Below are 19815 nucleotides of genomic sequence, written 5' to 3'. Positions count from 1 at the left end.
CCGGTCGCCGTGCCGCACGCGGACACGGCGAGAGCGGCCGCAACGGCCAGTATTCCCTTACGCCACAGCATCTTCGGTCACTCCCAGGTCGGCCAGCACGCGGCGGCGGAGGTCGTCGTGATCGGCGGCTTCGCCCGGCCGGTGCGCGGCCACGATCCGGCCGCCGTCGAGCACCAGGACGCGGTCGGCGAGCCGCAGGGCCTCGTCGACGTCGTGGGTCACCAGCAGCACGCCCGGCCGGTGCCGCCGCCAGAGGTCCTGGACCAGGCCGTGCATGGAGATCCGGGTGAGCGCGTCCAGGGCGCCGAAGGGCTCGTCGAGCAGCAGCAGATCGGGTTCGCGCACCAGCGCGCGGGCCAGCGAGACGCGCTGGGCCTCGCCGCCGGACAGCGTGAGCGGCCAGTCGTCGGCGTGCTCGGCCAGGTGCACTTCGGCCAGGGCTTTCTCGGCCAAGGCCCGGTTGCGGGACTTCGCGACGCCGTCCTGGCGCAGGCCGAGGACGACGTTGCGCCAGACCTTCCGCCACGGCAGCAGTCTCGGCTGCTGGAACGCGACCGAAACCGTCCCGGTGACTTCCACGCCGCCTTCGACGTCACCGTCGAGGCCGGCGAGCACCCGCAGGAGCGTCGACTTGCCGGACCCGCTGCGGCCGAGCAGGGCGACGAACTCGCCGCGTTCGACGGTCAGGTCGAGTCCGGACAGGACGGTCCGGTCGCCGAACCGCTTGGTGAGGCCGCGGACCTCGGCTACCGGGCTCGCCACCGCAGCACCTTCCGTTCGAGCAGCCGGACCAGCGCGTCGGTGACCAGGCCGAGCAGGGCGTACAGGACCAGCCCGACGACCACGACGTCGGTGCGCAGGAATTCGCGGGCGTTGTTGATGAGGTACCCGACCCCGGCGTCGGCGTTGACCGTCTCGCCGACGATCAGCGCGAGCCAGGCGAGGCCGAGCGACTGCCGCAGCCCGACGAGCGCCTGCGGCAGCGCGCCGGGCAGGACGACGTGCCAGAGCCGTTCCGCGTGGCTGAACCCGAGCGCCCGCGAGGCTTCGACGAGGGCCGGATCGGCGCCGCGGATTCCCGAGTGGACGTTGAGGTAGAGCGGGAAGGCCACGCCGAGCGCGACCAGCACGATCTTCGTCTCCTCGCCGATGCCGAACCACAGGATGAACAGCGGGATCAGGCCGAGGAACGGCAGGGTGCGCAGCATCTGCACCGGCGGGTCGACCAGGGCTTCGCCCCAGCGGGACAGGCCGGAGACGATGCCGAGCAGGACGCCGGCGACCGCGCCGAGCGCGAAACCGGCGCCGACCCGGCCGAGCGAAACGGCGAAGGCGTCACCGAGTTCGCCGCTGCGCGCGGCCTCGACGCCGGCCTGCACGACCGTCCACGGGGAACTGAGCTTGTCGGGCGGCAGGACGCCGGTGGCGCTGGCGATCTGCCAGGCCGCGAGGAGCACCACCGGGCTGATCCAGCGTTTGAGATCGGGCCGCCGCACGGCCTTGCGCGGCGGCCGGCCGGCGGAGCGGGCGCGCGGAAGCACGCCCGTGGTGGAAATCGACACGGATTTTCTCCCGGGGACGGGGACGTTCTCGGATTGCGTGGTCCCGACCATCCGGGGAGTGGGAGCCGAAGTCAATCGGCGCCCACTCCGTGAACGCCCCGCGTTTCACCCCGTGGAACGACTTGGCTCAGCCGCCGAACATGACCTTCCATTCGTCGAGCGAGCGCGGCCGGTAGACGAAGTTGGTTCGCTTCACCTCCGACAGCGCGGCCGACGGCTCGGCCGAGTACTGGTGGCCGGGGTGGACGACCGGGTCGCCGGGCAGGCCGGCGAGCGCCTGCAGGCTGCGGTAGATCTCTTCGGCGTCGCCGCCCGGGAAGTCGGTGCGGCCACAGCCTTCCAGGAAGAGCGTGTCACCGGAGACGAGCTTGTCCTCGACCAGGAAGCACTGGCTGCCCGGCGTGTGCCCGGGCGTGTGCAGCAGCCGGATGGGAATGGCCCCGACCTCGAGGACGTCGTCGTGGTCGTGCGCGCGCAGGTCGCTGCCGGACACGCCGGTGACCCGCCGGACCCACTCGGTCTCGGCGCCGTTGACGTGGATCGGCACCTGCTCGACGGCGAGCAGCTCGGCGATCCCGGGCAGGGAGAAGCCGAGCATCTCGCCGCCGACGTGGTCGGGGTGGTGGTGGGTCGCCAGCACGCCGGTGAGCCGCATCCCGTCCTGCGCCAGGACGTCGAGCAGGTCCCGCACGGCGTAGGCCGGGTCGACGATGACGGCGTCCCCGGTCTCGCGATCCCCGATCAGGTAGGCGAAGTTCGCCATCTGCGTCGCGACGGGGTCGCCGACGGCGAAGTCACGCCCGGCGAGCAGCTGCCGGAAATAGAGCCGATCAGTCATGCCGGACACCCTACGGTTCGCGTCGCGCCGGTGCGGCGGCCCGGGCGAGGGCGGCCAGGACGGCGGCCACCGCGGGCGGGTCCGGTGGGTCGCCGTAGGTGGCCGCGTGGATGCGGCGGTGGACGCCCGGCAGTTCGGTGGTGTGGATGCCGGGACGGCGGTGGGCTTCCAGCGCGAGCCCGGGCAGGATGGCGACACCGAGCCCGGCGGCCACCAAGGACTGCACGACGACCATGTCGTCGCTGAGCGAGCCGAGGCGCGGGCTGAAACCCGCCCCCGCGCAGACGGCGGTCAGCTCCGCCCGGCACCGGTCGCACCCGCCGATCCAGGCCGAGTCGTGGTGGTCGGCCAAGCTGTCGTCCGGGCGTCGGCTGATCAGGTGGATCGGGTCGTCGGCGAGGTGGCGGAAGCGGAATCCGTCCTCCTCGAGCGGGGCGCCGGCGTGCTGGAAGACGAGGGCGGCGTCGATTTCGCCGCGGCGCAGCATGTCCAGCGCCTCGACCGGATGCCGGTCGACCAGGCACAGCTCCAGCCTCGGGTGGGCCTGCGCCAGCGACGCCGCCGCTCTCGGCACGAGGGTGCTCAGCGCGGACGCGTTGGCGGCCAGCCGGACGCGCCCGGCCCGCAAGCCGACCTGCGCGGCCAGTTCTTCGGCCGCCGCGTCCACGCGTCCGGCGATTTCGGCGGCACGGCCGGCCAGCAGGCGGCCTTCCGGCGTCAGGCGGATCCCGCGGCCGGCCCGCTGCACGAGCCGGGCGCCGGTGGCCGCTTCCAGGCGGGCCAGGTGGTGGCTCACCGACGGCTGCGAATAGTGGAGCTCCCGGGCCGCTTCGGTCACCCGAGCCGTGCCGAGCCACCGCGGCCAGGACCTTGAGCTGCACCAGGTTCAGCATTCATCGAGAATATCAATGAGTTACCGGCTCGATTGGCATTGGACGTCATGTGGGGTCCGGTCCATGCTGAGCCGGAACCCTCGAGAAAGGCACCACGATGACCACCGGAACGGTGACCTGCGACCTCACGATCACCCTCGACGGCTACGCGGCCGGGCACCACCAGACCGAGCAGCGCCCGTTCGGCGACGACGGCGGCGACGGCTGGGGCGACAAACTGCACGCCTGGTACGGCGAAGGCCGCGAGGCGCACCCGGCGGAGTTCGACCGGATGCTGACGGCCAAGGCGTTCATCATGGGGCGCAACATGTTCGGTCCGGTGCGGGGCGAGTGGGACCGGCCGTGGACGGGCTGGTGGGGCGACGAACCGCCCTACCACGGCCCGGTCTTCGTGCTCACCCACCACCCGCGCGAGCCGCAGCCGATGGCGGGCGGCACCACGTTCCACTTCGTCACCGACGGCATCGAGGCCGCGATGACCCGCGCCCGCGAAGCGGCCGGCGACGGCGGGATCTCCGTCCACGGCGGCCCGACCACGGTCAACCAGTACCTCGCCGCGGGCCTGATCGACGAGGTGCGGCTGCACGTCGCGCCGTACACGCTCGGCGATGGCGTACGGCTGTTCGACGGCGTCCCGCCGTTGAACCTGGAGCAGGTGGACTCGCGGGCGACGGCCTCGGTCACGCACCTGCGGTATCGGGTGCTTCGGTGAAGTCCCCCGCGCCGGCCCACTGGTGGACGCTCCCCCGGTGCAGGGCGGCGTAGGCCCGGTCTCCGAGGACGTTCGCCTCGGCGTCGGACAGCGTCCGGTCCAGGGGTCTGAGCACCAGGCGCACCAGGAGGTTCTTCTGGTCGGGGTGGGCGCCCAGCCGGGCTCGCGCCTGCGGTGGGAGCCGGGCGTACGGCGTCTCCTGCCGGATCTCGACCGCCTCGACGACACCGGCGTCTTCGCCGAGGGCGTCGCGGACGCGGTCGCCGAGGTCCTCGGCCCGGTCGTGGGCGTCGACGGCGATCGAGAGGTCACGGCGCACCGGCGGCAGGGCGGAAGCATCAGCACCCGGTCGAGGCCCAGGCCGAGGGCGAGCCCGGACCAGCCGTCCCCGAGCCCGGCCCGCGCGAGGACGGCGGGGTGGGCGAGCCCGCACTCGGCGATTTCCACCCACGCACCCCCGTGTTCGACGTCCGGCTGCGCACCGTCCACTGTGTACGGGTGGCGGCGGGGTTCGAGGCGGTGCTCGCGGTCGGGGACGAGGGCGGCGACCATCTCCTCGAGGTCGGCGCGGGTGGTGGGGCCGCGGGTGATCCGCCAGAGGTCGAGCTGGTGCGGCGTGCCGCTGTGCAGCCGGTCGATGCTGTCCCGGCGGTAGACGACGCCCGGGCAGACGAGCAGGACGTCCTCGGCGGGGTCCGCGGCCAAGCCCCGCAGCGCGGCGGGGATCATCGCGGTGGAGTGGCTGCGCAGGACGTGCCGTCGACGGCTTGGTCGACGACGAGCTGGATGGCGTGCGGCCCGGCGGCGGGATCGGTGAGATCACGGACGGCGAGGTCGCGGGCCAGCCGGGCGGGGGTGAGTGTTTCGGGCATGACGGAACCTCCGGGCTCGGGACGGCTGGGGATGGTTCCCCCTGGCCCGGGCACCCGGCGTCGGTTCAGGCTGCGGACATGGCACCGGAACCCCGCTGGCGCCCGGAACGGGCCAGGGGGCCGGTAAATCGGCGGTACTCCGCAACGACGGCCACGAATCCAGGGTAGCGACGCTTGTCACCCGCTTTTCTGCGCCGAAGCCCCACGAGCCGAGCCGCCGGCTCACCTCTGCGTCACTCGCCCACCTCCCCGTCCGCCAGCTCGCGCAGCACGTCCAGGTGCCCGACGTGCCGCGCCGTCTCCTGTACCACGTGGGCCAGCACCCACCGCACGGTGAACTCCGATCGCCGCCGCGTGCGGTCGTCCGGGCCCAGGCCGCGCAGCGCCTTCTCCACCCGGGCCCACTCCGCCTTGTACGCCGCCACCACCGATGCCGGGGTGTCCTCCGGAGCCACGTCCCAGCTCGGGTCCGGACTGCCCGCCCACAGCGACGGCAGATCCGCTCCGCCCGCCTCGATCGACAGCCACCAGCGCTCCACCGCCGTCAGGTGCTTCAGCACGCCCAGCGCGCTCATCCGCGGCGAAGCCGGCAGTGGCGTCGCCGCGGCCTGCGGCAACGACAGCCCCGCCAGCTTGTTCACCGCCGTCGCGCGGAGGAACTGCAGGAAGTCCAGCAGCAGACGCAGCTCGTCATTCGCCAGCGGCGCGGGCCAGTGGCGGTGCGTCTTCGAACTCGTGTTCGACATGGCCGCACCGTACCTCAGCGGAGGCGACAAAATAGAGTGACCGGCATGTGGTGGGGACTGCTCTGCGCCCTGGGCGCGGCATGCGCGTACGGCGTGGCTTCGGTGATGCAGTCGGTCGCCGCGCGGGCCACGGACACCGGGGCCGCCGGGGTCGACCCGAAACTGCTGGTCCGCGTCCTCGGCCAGGGGAAGTTCGTGCTCGGGCTGTCCCTCGACGTCCTCGGGTTCGTCGCGCAGATCGCGGCCCTGCACGTCCTGCCGCTGTTCGTCGTGCAGGCCGCGCTCGCCGCCAGCCTCGCCGTGACCGCCGTCGCCGCGCGGTTCCTCGGCGTGCGGCTCGGCCGCCGCGAATGGGCGGCCGTCGGTGTCGTGTGCGCCGGGCTCGCCCTGCTCGGCGCCGCCGCCGAAAGCGAGGGCTCCGAACCGGTCGGGCTCGGCTTCCGGCTCGGTCTGATCGCCGCGGTCGCCGTCCTGGCCGCGGCCGGGATCGTCGCGGGCAAGGCGAACCGCCGGATCCGGACGCCGGCGCTCGGGCTCGTCGCCGGGCTGTGCTTCGGCGTCGTCGCCATCGCCGGCCGGATCATCCCCAGCCTCGCGCCACTCGACCTGCTCACCGACCCCGCGACCTACACCGTCGCCGTCGCGGGCGGGATGGCGATGCTCTTCTACGCGACCGCGTTGCAGCGCGGGAGCGTCACCACCTCGACCGCGATGATGGTGCTCGGCGAGACGGTGTTCCCGTCGCTGGTCGGCGTGCTCGTGCTCGGTGACCGCACGCGGCCGGGCTTCGCGTTCGCCGCCGTCGCCGGGTTCACCCTCGCCGTGGTGGCCGCGCTCGCGCTGGCCCGGTTCGGCGAACCGGCGACCGAACCGCGGACCGAGACGAAGCCGACCGTGTTCCCGTAACTTCTTTACTTAGACTAGCCTTACCTATCCCAGCTCTGGAGAGGGAGGCGCGGGTGAGCACGACGGGACGGCAGGTCCTCCGCCGGTCGATCGCCGGGCAACGACGACCGGTGGTGCTCGCGGCGCTGCTGACCGCGGGCCACCAAGGCGGCGAAGCACTGGTCCCGGTGGTGATCGGCGTGGTCATCGACCAGGCCGTCGCGGGCGGCTCGGTGGGCACGCTCATCAGCTGGCTGGCGGTGCTCGGCGTGCTCTTCGCCGCGCTGTCGACCAGCTACCGCCTGGGGGCCCGCTTCGGCGAGCGCGCCGCCGAACGCGCCGCCCACGACCTCCGCCTCGACGTCGGACGCCGGGTGCTGCACCCCGGCGGTGTGGCCGGCTCAGGCACCCTCGCCGGCGAGCTGGTGAGCATCGGGACGTCGGACGCCAAGCGCGTCGGCACCGTCAACGGCGTCCTGCCCTTCGGTGTCGCGGGCCTGGCCGGGCTGCTGGTCAGCGCCGTGGTGCTGCTCACCATGTCGCTGCCGCTCGGCCTGCTCGTGCTGCTCGGCACGCCGCCGATGCTGTACCTGGCGCACCTGATCGGGAAGCCCCTGGAACGCCGGAGCGAGGCCGAGCAGGAGCGTTCCGCGTTCGCTTCCGGCGTCGCCACCGACCTCGTCGCCGGGCTGCGGGTGCTCAAAGGCGTCGGCGCCGAACGCGCCGCCGTCGCCCGTTACCGGCAGACCAGCCAGGACTCGCTGCGGGCGACGCTGCGCGCGGCGCGCGCCCAGGCCTGGCACAACGGCGCGCTGCTGGCGCTCACCGGGATCTTCATCGCCGTCGTCGCCCTCGTCGGCGGCACCCTGGCCGCGGCCGGCGACATCAGCGTCGGCGACCTGGTCGCCGCGGTCGGGCTCGCGCAGTACCTGATCACGCCGTTCACCATCTTTTCCTGGGTCAACGGCGAACTGGCGCAGGGCCGGGCGTCGGCCGCGCGGATCGCCGAAGTGCTGAACGCGGCCCACGCCGTCGGCGCCGGGGACGCGGCACTGCCGGTTCCGGCGGCCGGGCACGTCAAGCTGTCCGCGCTGAACCGCGGCGCCCTGCGCGACGTCGGCTTCGAAGCGCGTCCGGGCGAGCTGCTGGGCGTGGTGGCCACCGACCCGGCCGCCGCGACCGACCTCCTCGACTGCCTGGGCCGCGCCGCCGATCCCGCGGGCGGCTCGGTGTCGGTCGACTCGGTTGATCTGTCCACAGTGGATCCGAGCCGGGTCCGTGAGGTGGTGCTGGTCGCCGCGCACGACGCCGACCTGTTCGCCGGGACGGTCGCCGAGAACGTGACCACCGGGCCGAAGAGCGCCGAGGCGATGACCGCGGCCGCCGTCGACGAGGTGGCGAGCGCGCTGCCCGACGGCGTCGCGACCGCCGTCACCGAACGCGGCCGGTCGCTCTCGGGTGGGCAGCGGCAGCGGGTCGCGCTCGCCCGGGCGCTCGCCGCCGACGCGCCGGTGCTGGTGCTGCACGACCCGACGACCGCCGTCGACACGGTCACCGAGGCGCGGATCGCCGCCGGACTCGCCGAACTGCGCCGCGGCCGCACCACGATCCTCGTGACCACCAGCCCGGCGCTGCTCGCCGCCACCGACCGCGTCGTCCTGCTCGACGACGGGCGGGTCGCGGGCGAAGGCAGTCACGCCGAACTGGCCGGCCGGCCCGACTACCGAGCGGCGGTGCTGTCGTGACCCGCGAACTCCTCCCCGTGGCCGACGGCCGCCGGATCCGCGCCGTGCTCGGCGAGCTCGCCGGCCGGGCGAAAGGCCGCGCGGCGGCCGCGTTCGCGATGCTCGTCGCGGCCACCGCGATCGGCCTGCTGACCGCGCCGCTGCTCGGCCGGGTCGTCGACCTGGTCGCCACCCGCCGCCCGGCCGCCGAGCTGGTCACGCCGATCGCAGGGCTGGTGCTCGTCGCGGTGGCGCAGGCGGTGGCGACCGCGATCGGGGTGTCGCTGGTGGCGCGGCTGGGCGAGACGATCCTGGCCGAGCTGCGCGAACGCTTCGTCGAGCGCGCGCTCGGCCTGCCGCTCGAACAGCTCGAGCGCGCCGGGTCCGGCGACCTCACCGCCCGCGTCACGAACGACGTGTCGGTGGTGGCCGAGGGCGTCCGGCAGGCGCTGCCCGAGCTGGGGCGGTCGGTGCTGACGGTCGTGCTGACGCTCGGTGCGCTGGCCGTGCTGGACTGGCGGTTCCTGCTGGCGGCGCTGCTGGCCGTGCCGATCCAGCTGTGGACCGTGCGCTGGTACGTGCCGCGCGCGAAGCCGTTGTACGCCGCCCAGCGCGAGGCGGTCGGGGCGCAACAGCAGCAGCTGCTGGACACCATCGGCGGCGCGAAGACGGTCCGGGCGTTCCGGCTGGCGGACACCCACCTGGAGCGGGTGCGGGACCGGTCCGAGGCGGCCGTCTCGCTCGCGTTGCGGGGAATCCGGCTGGTGACGCGGTTCTACGCGCGGCTCAACCTGGCGGAGTTCGTCGGGCTGTCGGCCGTGCTGGCGCTGGGGTTCGTGCTGGTGGGCGCGGACGCGGTGACGGTCGGTGTCGCGACGGCGGCGGCGTTGTACTTCCACAGCCTGTTCGGGCCGATCACGACGGCGCTGGCGCTGGTCGACGACGCCCAGGCGGCCGCCGCCAGCCTCGCACGGCTGATCGGCGTCGCGGATCTGCCCGCCGAAGCGTCGCCTTCGCAGCCGGCACGGCCGGTGGACGCGTCGGTCAAGACGGCGGGGATCGGGTACTCCTATGTGGACGGTCACCCGGTGCTGCGGGACGTCGACCTCGGTGTCGCGCCCGGCGAACGGGTGGCGCTGGTCGGCGCGAGCGGAGCGGGGAAGACGACGCTGGCCAAGCTGATCGCCGGCATCCACCGCCCGGACACGGGCTCGGTCACCCTCGGCGGCGTGGCCCTGGAGGAGTTGGGCCCGGAGGCCACGCGGCGGACGGTGGGGCTGATCAGCCAGGAGGTCCACGTCTTCGCGGGCCCGTTGGCCGAGGACCTGCGGCTGGCCCGCCCGTCGGCGACCGACGCCGAGTTGCGGGCCGCGCTGGCCAAGGTGGGCGCGCTGACCTGGGTTTCGTCCCTTCCGGACGGTCTCGCGACGGTCGTCGGCGAAGGCGGTCACCAGCTGACGGTGACGCAGGCGCAGCAGCTGGCCCTGGTCCGGCTGGTGCTGGCCGACCCGCCGATCGCCATCCTCGACGAGGCCACGGCCGAGGCGGGCAGCGCGGGTTCGAAGGTTCTGGAAGCGGCGGCCGCGGCGGCCTTGGAGGGACGCACGGCGCTGGTCGTGGCGCACCGCCTCACCCAGGCAGCGGCATCGGACCGGATCGTGGTCCTCGACGAGGGGGCGGTCGTGGAGTCCGGAACCCACGAGGACCTGGTCGCCGCCGGTGGCCGGTACGCGAAGCTGTGGGCGGCTTGGTCCGGCCAGCGCGCCTGACACCGGTGCCGGCCGAACCCGGCCGGCACCGTGGTCGATCAGGTCAGGCGACGACGAGGCTCCACTTCTGCCAATTCGCCAGGGAAGTGCGCTCGTAGGTCGTGATGTCGTCGGTGCGCGGCGTGAGGTAGTTGCCGCTGGCGACGTTGCGCACCCGGACCGTGCCGACCAGGTCCGGCTCGATCCGCCACTGCTGCGCGGGGTCGTCCGCAGCGCAGGCACTCACCAGATCGACGCGGGGCAGCCCGAACGACCCGGTGCGCAGGCAGGTGCCGGACGCGAGGTTGCGCAGCTGGACCACGCCGTCGCCGAGTTCGACCCGCTGGAACTTCTGTTCCACCGCAACGGTGCAGGCCGGCAACTGGACAGCGGTGCCACTGGCCGCGGCGCACTTGCGCTCCGACACGCTCTGGAGCTGGACGATCTGGCCACTGGTGTCCGCCGGCGGAGCCGGTGCGTTCCCGGTGACCCTGACCTGCCACCGCTGGTAGTCAGTGCGGCGCGCGTCCGCCAGGAACACGCCGAAATCGTCGTACAGGGTGGTGTCGGCCACCTGGCCCGTCTTGGCGTTCGTCAGCCGGTCGCCGGTGAGCACCCAGTACTGGTCCTCGTCCTCGTCGTCGCATTCGTAGCGGACGACGTGGCTGATTCCCTTCAAACAGGTTCGATCGCCGAGGTTGCGGAGGATCACCTTGTCGGCGTCCACGCGGATCTGCTCCCACTGCTGGTTTTTCGCGCCGGTGCAGTCCTCCACCGTCGCCCAGGCGTAGGTCGGTGCCCCGACGGCGAGGCATTTGCCAAGGGCGACACTCTTGATTTCGAGCGTCTGATTGGTTTCCGCCGTCGCGGGAGCCGCGACTCCCAATCCCATGGCCACTGCTGCCGCGATGACGGCAAAGATGCGCGATTTGAGTTTCACCCGGCGGACGATACCGATCTCGGGGGAAAAGGGGACACCGAATTAAATTGCGACGGGGCTGAATGGCGGACACGCCGGAAGCCGAACGGCTCCCGGCGTGCCGTGCGGGAAGAAAGTCAGGCGTCCATGGCGTCGGCCAGGGACCGGGGGCGCATGTCCGTCCAGTTCGCCTCCACGTGGTCCAGGGCCTCCTGGCGGGACGCGGGGCCGAAAGCGACCGTCCAGCCGGCCGGGACGTCGGCGGACTCCGGCCACAGGCTGTGCTGGTTCTCGGCGTTCACCAGGACCAGGTACGTGCCGTCGGGGTTTTCGAACGGGTTGGTCATCGCGGGCCTCCTCAGGCGGTGATGTCCGTGCGGGCACCCTTCACCAGCGCGGTCAGCTTCCGGATGACCGGCGTGGCGAGCAGGTGGTTGAAGCGCGGCTCGGCCGACCAGTCGCCCAGCTGGTTCGCCTTGACCGCGGGCAGCTGGTTCCAGGTCGGGAACTGCGTCATCTGGGCGCGCGGCAGCGCGTACGAGCGCGAGTCGGTCAGGATCAGGTCCGCGGGGTACTTGCCCGCCTGCTCCCAGGACAGCTGCTCCCAGTAGTCCTCGCTGCCGCCGCCCGAGACGATGTCCAGGCCGAGCTCGCGGTAGTACGCGAGGTCGGCGAAGAAGTCCGGCTTCGCGATGTACAGGCCGTCCTTGTCGCCGTAGAGCACCAGGACCTTGAGCCCGGCCTTCTCCTTCGCGGCCGCACGCAGGTCTTCCGACGCCTTGTCGAAGTCGTCCTTGGCCTTCTTCATGGCATCGGAGTTCGCGTCGCCGCCCAGCGCGACGGCCAGCTGCGAGTAGCGCTCGATCACCTTGGGCAGCGTGACCTTGTACTCCGACAGCGCGACGATCGGGGCGACCTGCTGCACCTTGGGGCCGAGGTCGTCGGTGAGCACCCACATGTCCGTCGGCTTGGTGCCGGTCAGGCCGGTGACGACCAGGTCCGGCTTCAGCGCGGCGAACTTCTCCATGCTGAAGTCGTCCCAGGCGTTGCCGATCGAGGTGACGGCGTTGAGGTCGATGTTGCCGGCCTGGATCTCCTTGCCGCCGTCGGCCGTCTTCTGCGGGCCGAAGACGCCGACCGGGCGGACGCCGTAGTCCCAGAGCGCCGCGGCCGAGCTGGCGTAGGCCACCACCCGCGCGGGACGCTGGTCGCGCGCGGCCTTCTGGCCGCGGTCGTCGGTGAACTCCCAGGGACCGGAGGCGGCGCCGGCCTTCTTGTCGTCGCTGCTGCCGCACGCGGTGAGGGCCGCGGCGGCGGCGACGCCACCCGCCCCGATCAGGAATCCACGCCGGCTGAGCCCGGCAGCGCCTTGGAACACGGACATGAGAGCCTCTCGCCGATCTTTAGGATAGGCACACCTTATTTAGGGCAGCCTGCCAAAAGCAACCGCACCGGCGGAACGTGACTGTGTCAACGCCCACGGCCCGACAGCTGCGCTTCCGCTCCCGGCACCGGCTCGGCCGGGTCGTGGCCCAGGTGGACCTGCCGGTTGTCCGCGTCCACGTGCACCACCCGCGGCCGGTGCCCCGCACGCTCGGCCTCTTCCACCTGCGCGTAGGTGATGATGATGACGAGGTCGCCGGGGTGCACGAGGTGCGCGGCCGCGCCGTTGACGCCGATCACGCCGGATCCCGGCTCGCCGGTGATCGCGTAGGTCTCCAGCCGCGCGCCGTTGGTGATGTCGACGACCTGGACCTTCTCCGCCTCGACGATGTCCGCGGCGGCCATCAGGTCGGCGTCGATGGTCAGTGAGCCGACGTAGTGCAGGTCGGCCTGGGTGACGGTGGCGCGGTGGATCTTGGCGTTCATCAGGGTGCGGTGCACGTCTACTCCGTGTTCTCGGTCAACACCGCGGCCAGCCCGGCCGCGGTGGGGGTGCGGAAGAACTCCGCGATGGCCAGCTCGGTCCCGAGCCGCTCGGTGATCCGGTTGCGCAGGACCACCAGGAGCATCGAGTGCCCGCCGAGGGTGAACAGGTCGTCGTCGGCGCCGACGGCGGCGACGTCCAGAACCTCCGCGAAGATCTCGCAGAGCGCCTTCTCCGTGGCCGTTTCAGGGGCCCGGCCGCGGGTTTCGAACTCCGGCGCCGGCAACGCCGCCCGATCCAGCTTCCCGTTGGGCGTCACGGGGAACGCGTCCAGGGGGACGATCGCGGCGGGCACCATGTACTCCGGCAGCGACCGGGCGGCGAACTCCCGCAGCCGCGCGGGATCCGCGGTCGCCGGGGTGACGTAGGCGACCAGCCGCTTGTCCCGGTCCTCGCGGACGACGACCAGGGCCTGCGCGACGTCGTCGTGGCGGGCCAGTGCCGTCTCGATCTCGCCCGGTTCGATCCGGAAGCCGCGGATCTTGACCTGGTCGTCGGTGCGGCCGAGGTACTCCAGCTGCCCGTCCGGCCGCCACCGCACCAGGTCGCCGGTGCGGTACATCCGCTCCCCCGGTTCGAACGGCGAGGCGACGAACCGGTCCGCGGTGAGCGCCGGACGCCCGTGGTAGCCGCGGGCCAGCCCGGCACCGGCCAGGTACAGCTCCCCCGGCACCCCGGCCGGCACCGGCGAAAAACCGCCGTCGAGGACGTACGCGCGCGTGTTGTGCACCGGACGGCCGACCACCGGCCGGTCGGCGTCGCCGAAGCGGCCGACCAGCGCGTCCACCGTGGCCTCGGTCGGGCCGTAGAGGTTGTACGCCTGCGTGCCCGGCATCGATCCCAGGGTCTCCCACAGCGTCTGCGAAACGGCTTCACCGCCGACGCCGACCACGCCGAGGGCGCACCGGCCGTCCGAGATCACTCCGGCGGCGGCCAGCTGCGCGAAGTGCGACGGCGTGAGTTCGAGGAAGTCGAGCGCGCGCTCACGCACCACCGCCGCCAGCCGCTCCGGGTCGCGGCGGGTGTCGTCGTCGACGACGTGCACCTCGTGCCCGTCGAGCAGCCACAGCTGCGGCTGCCAGGACGCGTCGAAGAAGAACGCCCACGCGTGCCCGACCCGCAGCCGCCGCCCGCCGGCCGCGGCGACGGCCGGGCGGTAGAGCGTCTCGCGGTGGCTGTGGAACAGGTTGACCAGACCGGAGTGCGGGATGACCACGCCCTTGGGTTTGCCCGTCGAACCGGAGGTGTAGAGCACGTACGCCGGGTTCGCGGGCGACGGCGGGGTGAGCACGACGGAACTGTCCACTGTGTCCTCGAGTACGTCCTCGACGAACAGCGCGCCCGGAACAACGGAAGCGAGCGAGCGGCTGCTCAGCACCAGCGCGGGACCGGCGTCGGCCAGGATCGCCGAAATCCGGTCCACCGGCTGGTCCGGGTCGACCGGCAGGTAGGCGGCGCCCGTCTTGAAGACCCCGAAGATCGCCTCGACGACCGCCGCGGACCGCGGCAGCACGAGCGCCACGACCTTCTCGGGACCCGCACCGCGGGAAGCCAGCCACCGCGCGAGGCGGTCGGTCCGCGCGGCGAACTCGGCGAAGGTGACGCTCGACCGAGCGTCGCTCAGCGCGGTCGCGCCCGGGGTCGCCGCCACCTGGGCGGCCAGCCGGTCCACGACGGTGGGCGCCGGGAGCGTCAGCGGCGCCCCCGCACCCCAGTCGCGCAGGATCCGGTCGCGCTCGGCAGCGTCGAGGACGTCGATCCGGCTCAGCGGCCGGTCCGGGTCCGCGACGACCGCCGCCATCACCCGGACCAGGCGTTCGGTGAGCGTCCGGGCGGTCGGCTCGTCGAAGAGGTCGAGGCTGTATTCGAGGTCGCCGTCGATGCCGTCGGCCGTTTCGACCAGGTCGAACGACAGGTCGAACTTCGCCTGCCGCAGCCCGGTGTCGCGGTAGGCCGCGTCGAGCCCGAGCAGCCGGTCCGGCTCGGCACCCGAGTGGTAGACCGCGAGCATGACCTGGAACAGCGGGTGCCGGGCCAGCGACCGGGGCGGGTTGAGCAGCTCGACGAGGTGTTCGAAAGGCAGGTCCTGGTGGGCGTACGCGGCCAGGTCGGCCTCGCGGACGCGGTCGAGGAGCTGCCGGAACGTCGGGTCGCCGCCGGTGTCGGTGCGCAGGACCAGGGTGTTGACGAAGAACCCGGCGAGGTCTTCCAGGGCGTGGTCGGAACGGCCGGCCACCGGCGTCCCCAGGGGGATGTCGGTGCCCGCGCCGAGCCGGGTCAGCAGGGCGGCCAGCACCGCCTGCAGGACCATGAAGGTGCTGGTGTCGCTGCGGTGGGCCAGTTCCCGCAGGCCGCGGTGCACGGAAGCGGGCACGGTGAACGGCACCGCGGCGCCGCGGTTGGTCGAGCGCGCCGGGCGCGGCCGGTCGGCCGGGAGCGCCAGCTCGTCGGGGATGCCCGCGAGGGTGTCCCGCCAGAAGGCCGCCTGCCGGCCGAGGAGGCTGTCCGGGTCGTCGGCGCGGCCGAACATCTCCCGCTGCCACAGGGTGTAGTCCGCGTACTGCACCGGCAACGGCGTCCACTGTGGACGTTCACCGCGCCGCCGGGCCGCATACGCGGTGTCGAGGTCCCGCTTCAGCGGTGGCAGCGACCAGCCGTCGCCCGCGATGTGGTGCACCAGCAGCACGAAGACGTGCCGGTCCGGGCCGGCCGACACCAGCGTCGCCCGGACCGGGATCTCGGCGTCGAGGGTGAAGCAGTAGGACGCCGCGGCCGCGACGCGCTCGTCGACGTCCGCCGCCGGCACGGACTCGGTGACCAGCACCGGGTCCGCGCGGTCGAGCACGACCTGCCGTGGGGTGCCCTGCTCCTCGGCCAGGAGCGTCCGGAGCACCTCGTGGCGGGCCACGACGTCACCCAACGCGGCCCGCAGCGCGCCGGTGTCGACCGGGCCGGTCAGCTCCCACGCCCACGGGATGTTGTAGGTCGCGCTCGCCCCGTCGAGGCGGTCCAGGAACCACAGCCGCTGCTGCGCGAACGACAGCGGCAGGACGTCCGGCCGCTCGGCCGGGACCAGCGCCGGACGGCTGCGGCGGCCCGGGTCCAGGGCTTCGGCGAGCCGGGCCGGGGTCGGCGCGTCGAACACCGCCCGGATCGGCACCTCGACGCCGAGCAGCGCGCGGATCCGGCTGACCAGCCGCGTCGCCAGCAGCGAGTGCCCGCCGAGGGTGAAGAACCCGTCGTCCGGGCCGACCGCCGCGACGCCGAGGACGTCGGCGAACAGCTCGCACAGCGCCTGTTCGGCGGGCGTCCGCGCGACCCGGCCGGAAGTGCGCACCTCCGGGTCGGGCAGGGCGGCGCGGTCGAGCTTGCCGTTGGCGTTCACCGGCAGCTCCGGCAGCACGACGACGGCCGAGGGCACCAAGTACTCCGGAAGGCGCTCGGCCACCGAAGCCCGGAGCGCCACCGGGTCACCCGACGGCGCCACGTAAGCGATCAACCGGTCGTCCCGGGCGATCACGGCCGCGCGCGCCACCGAGGCATCCGAGGTCAGCACGGCTTCGACTTCGCCGGGCTCGACCCGGAAACCACGGATCTTGAGCTGCTGGTCGGCGCGCCCGACGAAGTCCAGGGCCCCGTCGGGGCGGCGGCGGACGAGGTCGCCGGTCCGGTACATCCGCTCCCCCGGCTCGAACGGCGAAGCGACGAACCGTTCGGCGGTGAGCGACGGCCGGCCGAGGTAGCCCCGCGCGACGCCGGCGCCGGCGAGGTAGAGCTCACCGCGCACGCCCGGCGGCACCGGCCGCAACGCGGCATCGAGGACGTACGCCCGGGTGTTGGCGATCGGCCGCCCGATCGCCACCGGCCCGCAGACCTGGGCCAGGCTGTCTCCGGCGGCTTCCGAACAGCCGTAGAGGTTGACCAGTTTCGCCGACGGCCAGCAAGCCGCGACCTTCTCGGCGAGAGCGGCCGAAAGCGGCTCACCGCTGGTGATCCAGGTGGTCACCGAGTCGAACGCGCCGGCCGGCGCGTCCTCGGCGAAGCTGTCGAGGAGGCTCGGCACCACGGTGAGCACCTGCGCGCCGGACTCGCGGACGAGTCCGGCCAGGGCCATCGGGTCGGTGGCCGTCGCGTCGTCGGCGAGGACCACCGGGTCGCCCGCGACCAGGCCGCCGAGCAGCTCGGTCGAGCCGTCGATGAACGTCAGCGCGCTCTTGGCCAGGCGCACGCCCTGGGCGACGTCCCGGCCCCAGTGCAGCCGGTTGGCCAGGGCTCGCTGGGTTCCGGCGACCGCCTTTGGGCGGCCGGTGGAGCCGGACGTGAAGATCACGTACGCCGGGTGGTCCGGGCTGATCGACGGCCAGGCCGGTTCCGGCCCGGTGTCACCCGGCCGGACGAGCCGATCCCCGAAGCCCTCCAGGGCGATGACCAGGTGCGGGGCCGCGTCGGTGAGCATCAGTTCGATGCGCTCGGCCGGGTGGTTCAGGTCCAGGGGCAGGTAAGCGGCGCCGGTCTTGAGCACCGCCAGCAGCGCGACGACCAGGTCCACCGACCGCGGCAGCGCGACCGCGACCACGCGTTCCGGCCCCGCCCCCCGCGCGAGCAGCGCCCGGGCGAGCGCCGCGGCCCGCGTGTCCAGTCCGGCGTAGGTGAGCCGCTCGGAGCCGAACGTCAAGGCGAGCGCGTCCGGAGTCCGCGCGACCTGGGCCGTGAACAGCCCGGCGGGCGTCTGGACGGGCAGGGGTGTCGCGGGGTCGGCGGCGAGCTGCTCGCGCTCGGCACCGGTGAGCAGGTCGACGGCGCCGATCCTCGTGTCCGGGTCGGCGACGACGGCGGCCAAGAGCGTCCGCAGCCGCTCCAGGATCGCCTCGACACTCGCGCGATCGAAAACGTCGCTGTTGTACTCGGCCGTACCGCGGATCCCGGCCTGGTGCCCGGGCCGCTCGCCGACGAAGAACGTCAGGTCGGCCCGTGCGGTCCCGGTGCGGACGGGCTCCTCCACGACGGTGAGGCCCGGCAGCGCGAGGTCGGCGACGGCGTTGTTCTGCCAGGCCAGCATCGTCTGGAACAGCGGGTGGTAGGCCAGCGACCGGGCCGGGTTGAGGGCCTCGACCAGCCGCTCGAACGGGACGTCCTGGTGGGCGTAGGCGTCGAGGCTGCGGTCCCGCACCTGGGCGACGAGGTCGCGGAACGACGGATCGCCGCCGGTGTCGACGCGCAGGACCAGGGTGTTGACGAAGAACCCGACGAGGTCGTCGAGCGCGGCGTCGGTGCGGCCGGCGATGGACGTGCCGAGTGGGATGTCGGTGCCGGCGCCGAGCCGGGTGAGCACCGCGGTGAGCCCGGCGTGCACGACCATGAACACGCTCGCGCCGCAGGCTCGGGCCAGGTCGACGAGTCCACTGTGGAGTTCGGCGTCCCAGCCGAAGGCGAACTGCTCGCCGCGGTAGGACGCCTCCGCCGGGTGCGGCCGGTCGGTCGGCAGCTCGATCCGCTCCGGCAGCCCGGCGAGGGCTTCGCGCCAGTAGGCCAGCTGGGGTTCGATCACCGGCTCGCCGAGGACGTCCCGCTGCCACAGCGTGTAGTCCGCGTACTGCACCGGCAACGGCGTCCACTGTGGAGCTTCACCGGCCTGGCGGGCGGTGTAGGCCGTCGCGAGGTCCCGCCACAGCGGCGCGGTCGACCAGCCGTCGGAGGCGATGTGGTGGAACACCAGCACCAGGACGTGCTCGCGGGCACCCAGGCGCAGCAGCTGCGCCCGCAGCGGGATCTCCGCCTCCAGCTCGAACACCGTGCCCGCCACCTCGGACACCGCGTCGGCGAGGGTGGCGTCGGTGACCGCGCGGACCGGCAGCGGGATCGTGACGTCGCCGAGGACGAGCTGCCGGGCCACGCCGTCGATCTCGGGAAAGACCGTGCGCAGGGCTTCGTGGCGCTCGACCACGTCGGCCAGCGCCGTGCGCAGCGCATCGACGTCGAGGTCGCCGGTCAGCCGGACCGCCGTCGGCATGGTGTAGGTCGCCGACGGGCCTTCCAGCCGGTGCAGGAACCACAGCCGCTGCTGCGCGAAGGACAACGGCAGCACGTCCGGTCGCGGGTCGGCGCGCACGAGAGCCGGCCGGGCCTGCTCGGCGGTGGCCAGCAGCGTGGCCAGCCCGGCCACGGTCGGCGTCTCGAACACCGACCGCACCTGCAGCTCGACGCCGAACACCGCGCGCAGCCGGGCGACCAGCCGGGTCGCCATCAGCGAATGCCCGCCGAGGGCGAAGAAGTCGTCGTCGACACCGATCGATCCCGTGTCGAGAACCTCGGCGAAGAGCCCGCAGAGGACTTCTTCGACCGGCGTCCGCGGGGCCCGGCCCGCGGGGGCGGCCTGCTTGTCGGGGCTCGGCAGGGCGCGCCGGTCCAGCTTGCCGGAGGCCAGCAGCGGGAGCCGGTCCAGCAGCACGAACGCCGACGGCACCATGTACTGCGGCAGCCGGTCGCGGGCGTGCGCCCGCAGCGCCGCCACCAGCGCGCTCGTGTCCCGCTGCCCGGCCGGGTGGTTGCCCAGCGCGTCGAGGACGGCCCGGACCGGGCGGCCGCGGTGGATCCGGGTGGGCTCGCCGGTGGTGAACACGGCTTCGAGCTCCCCTTCCTGCGCGGTGAGCGTCGCGTACACCCGGTAGCCCAGGCGTTCACCCAGCGCGTGCAGCGTTTCCGGGTCCACACCGGACGGCTCGCCGTCCAAAGCGGACAACGCCGCGCCGGCGTCCCCCGCGGCCAGCGCCGTGACGGCGGCGAGTTCGCCGGACAACCGGGCATCCGGCACGCCGGTGACGCGCAACCGGGCCGGGCGGGCCGCCAGGACCCGCTCCAGCTCGGCCACCGAGGCGAAGGCGACGACCTGCTCTTCGGCCGCTTCCGGCCGCGGGGCCTTCCGCAGCACGACGTCGTAGCGGTGCCGGGTCAGCTCGTTGTGCGCGGTGCCGCGCTTGATCCACAGGTCG

At 73.3% G+C, this 19815-nt stretch carries 16 protein-coding genes and 1 pseudogene; 4 read left to right on the top strand and 13 right to left on the bottom strand.

The window, feature by feature from the left end:
- Positions 1-57 precede the first annotated feature (57 nt).
- The 4 genes from ACFVYA_RS44175 to ACFVYA_RS44160 all read right to left on the bottom strand — a co-directional run bounded on the left by ACFVYA_RS44175 (position 58) and on the right by ACFVYA_RS44160 (position 3238).
- Complete coding sequence (locus ACFVYA_RS44175; RefSeq protein ID WP_387053831.1) at positions 58-762, bottom strand: ABC transporter ATP-binding protein; 705 nt, start codon at positions 760-762, stop codon at positions 58-60.
- Positions 747-1562, bottom strand: a complete 816-nt coding sequence (locus tag ACFVYA_RS44170; RefSeq protein WP_387053830.1) for an ABC transporter permease — start codon at positions 1560-1562, stop codon at positions 747-749. Before ACFVYA_RS44170 ends, ACFVYA_RS44175 begins: the two co-directional genes overlap by 16 nt.
- A 127-nt stretch (positions 1563-1689) precedes the next feature.
- Positions 1690-2400 carry an MBL fold metallo-hydrolase gene (locus ACFVYA_RS44165; protein WP_387053829.1) on the bottom strand — a complete coding sequence of 237 codons (711 nt, stop codon included), beginning with the start codon at positions 2398-2400 and terminating at the stop codon, positions 1690-1692.
- Between the two features lie 10 nt (positions 2401-2410).
- A complete protein-coding gene (locus ACFVYA_RS44160; RefSeq protein WP_387053828.1) occupies positions 2411-3238 on the bottom strand; it encodes a LysR family transcriptional regulator in 828 nt (275 codons plus the stop codon).
- Between the two features lie 152 nt (positions 3239-3390).
- Here ACFVYA_RS44160 and ACFVYA_RS44155 point away from each other — a divergent pair, with 152 nt between their 5' ends.
- Positions 3391-4005, top strand: coding sequence for a dihydrofolate reductase family protein (locus ACFVYA_RS44155; protein WP_387053826.1), 615 nt, complete (start codon positions 3391-3393; stop codon positions 4003-4005).
- On the opposite strand, the gene ACFVYA_RS44150 is transcribed toward ACFVYA_RS44155, so the two are convergent.
- The 4 genes and pseudogenes from ACFVYA_RS44150 to ACFVYA_RS44135 all read right to left on the bottom strand — a co-directional run bounded on the left by ACFVYA_RS44150 (position 3974) and on the right by ACFVYA_RS44135 (position 5623).
- Positions 3974-4324 (bottom strand): hypothetical protein, encoded by a 351-nt coding sequence (locus ACFVYA_RS44150; protein ID WP_387053824.1) that lies wholly within the window; start codon positions 4322-4324, stop codon positions 3974-3976. The genes ACFVYA_RS44155 and ACFVYA_RS44150 overlap by 32 nt on opposite strands.
- Before the next feature lie 74 nt (positions 4325-4398).
- Positions 4399-4734 (bottom strand): annotated as a pseudogene (locus ACFVYA_RS44145) (hypothetical protein); the annotation flags it as partial.
- Positions 4731-4877: a hypothetical protein gene (locus ACFVYA_RS44140; RefSeq protein WP_387053822.1), complete on the bottom strand. Its 147-nt coding sequence runs from the start codon at positions 4875-4877 to the stop codon at positions 4731-4733. The gene ACFVYA_RS44140 and the pseudogene ACFVYA_RS44145, both read right to left, overlap by 4 nt.
- 233 nt (positions 4878-5110) lie before the next feature.
- Positions 5111-5623 (bottom strand): DinB family protein, encoded by a 513-nt coding sequence (locus ACFVYA_RS44135; protein ID WP_387053820.1) that lies wholly within the window; start codon positions 5621-5623, stop codon positions 5111-5113.
- A gap of 45 nt (positions 5624-5668) precedes the next feature.
- On the opposite strand from ACFVYA_RS44135, the gene ACFVYA_RS44130 reads away from it, so the two are divergent.
- The 3 genes from ACFVYA_RS44130 to ACFVYA_RS44120 are packed head-to-tail and all read left to right on the top strand — an operon-like array spanning position 5669 to position 10001.
- Positions 5669-6529, top strand: a complete 861-nt coding sequence (locus ACFVYA_RS44130) for a hypothetical protein (RefSeq protein ID WP_285992181.1) — start codon at positions 5669-5671, stop codon at positions 6527-6529.
- 53 nt (positions 6530-6582) lie between these two features.
- On the top strand, positions 6583-8253 hold the full coding sequence (locus tag ACFVYA_RS44125) for an ABC transporter ATP-binding protein (protein ID WP_387053817.1): 1671 nt from the start codon (positions 6583-6585) through the stop codon (positions 8251-8253).
- Positions 8250-10001 carry an ABC transporter ATP-binding protein gene (locus ACFVYA_RS44120; RefSeq protein ID WP_285992183.1) on the top strand — a complete coding sequence of 584 codons (1752 nt, stop codon included), beginning with the start codon at positions 8250-8252 and terminating at the stop codon, positions 9999-10001. Before ACFVYA_RS44125 ends, ACFVYA_RS44120 begins: the two co-directional genes overlap by 4 nt.
- Positions 10002-10044: 43 nt before the next feature.
- Here the strand turns inward: ACFVYA_RS44120 and ACFVYA_RS44115 are convergent, their stop codons facing one another.
- The 5 genes from ACFVYA_RS44115 to ACFVYA_RS44095 form a co-directional block, all read right to left on the bottom strand.
- Positions 10045-10920 carry an RICIN domain-containing protein gene (locus ACFVYA_RS44115; RefSeq protein WP_387053815.1) on the bottom strand — a complete coding sequence of 292 codons (876 nt, stop codon included), beginning with the start codon at positions 10918-10920 and terminating at the stop codon, positions 10045-10047.
- A 116-nt stretch (positions 10921-11036) separates the two neighbouring features.
- A complete protein-coding gene (locus ACFVYA_RS44110; RefSeq protein WP_387053813.1) occupies positions 11037-11246 on the bottom strand; it encodes an MbtH family protein in 210 nt (69 codons plus the stop codon).
- Positions 11247-11257: 11 nt separating this feature from the next.
- On the bottom strand, positions 11258-12283 hold the full coding sequence (locus ACFVYA_RS44105; protein ID WP_387053811.1) for an ABC transporter substrate-binding protein: 1026 nt from the start codon (positions 12281-12283) through the stop codon (positions 11258-11260).
- Between the two features lie 86 nt (positions 12284-12369).
- Positions 12370-12783 carry an aspartate 1-decarboxylase gene (gene panD / locus ACFVYA_RS44100; protein ID WP_387053809.1) on the bottom strand — a complete coding sequence of 138 codons (414 nt, stop codon included), beginning with the start codon at positions 12781-12783 and terminating at the stop codon, positions 12370-12372.
- A gap of 2 nt (positions 12784-12785) precedes the next feature.
- The coding region (locus ACFVYA_RS44095; protein ID WP_387053807.1) for an amino acid adenylation domain-containing protein at positions 12786-19815 on the bottom strand (7030 nt) is incomplete at its 5' end.

Source organism: Amycolatopsis sp. NPDC058278 (assembly GCF_042881395.1).
Classification (GTDB): domain Bacteria; phylum Actinomycetota; class Actinomycetes; order Mycobacteriales; family Pseudonocardiaceae; genus Amycolatopsis.
This window is presented reverse-complemented; position numbering and strand designations above follow the sequence as displayed.

Bases quoted from the DNA above. Each gene is read 5' to 3' on its own strand.
- ACFVYA_RS44130 (WP_285992181.1), top strand. From the start codon at position 5,669: ATGTGGTGGGGACTGCTCTGCGCCCTGGGCGCGGCATGCGCGTACGGC.
- ACFVYA_RS44140 (WP_387053822.1), bottom strand. From the start codon at position 4,877: ATGCCCGAAACACTCACCCCCGCCCGGCTGGCCCGCGACCTCGCCGTC.
- ACFVYA_RS44105 (WP_387053811.1), bottom strand. From the start codon at position 12,283: ATGTCCGTGTTCCAAGGCGCTGCCGGGCTCAGCCGGCGTGGATTCCTG.
- ACFVYA_RS44165 (WP_387053829.1), bottom strand. From the start codon at position 2,400: ATGACTGATCGGCTCTATTTCCGGCAGCTGCTCGCCGGGCGTGACTTC.
- ACFVYA_RS44135 (WP_387053820.1), bottom strand. From the start codon at position 5,623: ATGTCGAACACGAGTTCGAAGACGCACCGCCACTGGCCCGCGCCGCTG.
- ACFVYA_RS44110 (WP_387053813.1), bottom strand. From the start codon at position 11,246: ATGACCAACCCGTTCGAAAACCCCGACGGCACGTACCTGGTCCTGGTG.
- ACFVYA_RS44155 (WP_387053826.1), top strand. From the start codon at position 3,391: ATGACCACCGGAACGGTGACCTGCGACCTCACGATCACCCTCGACGGC.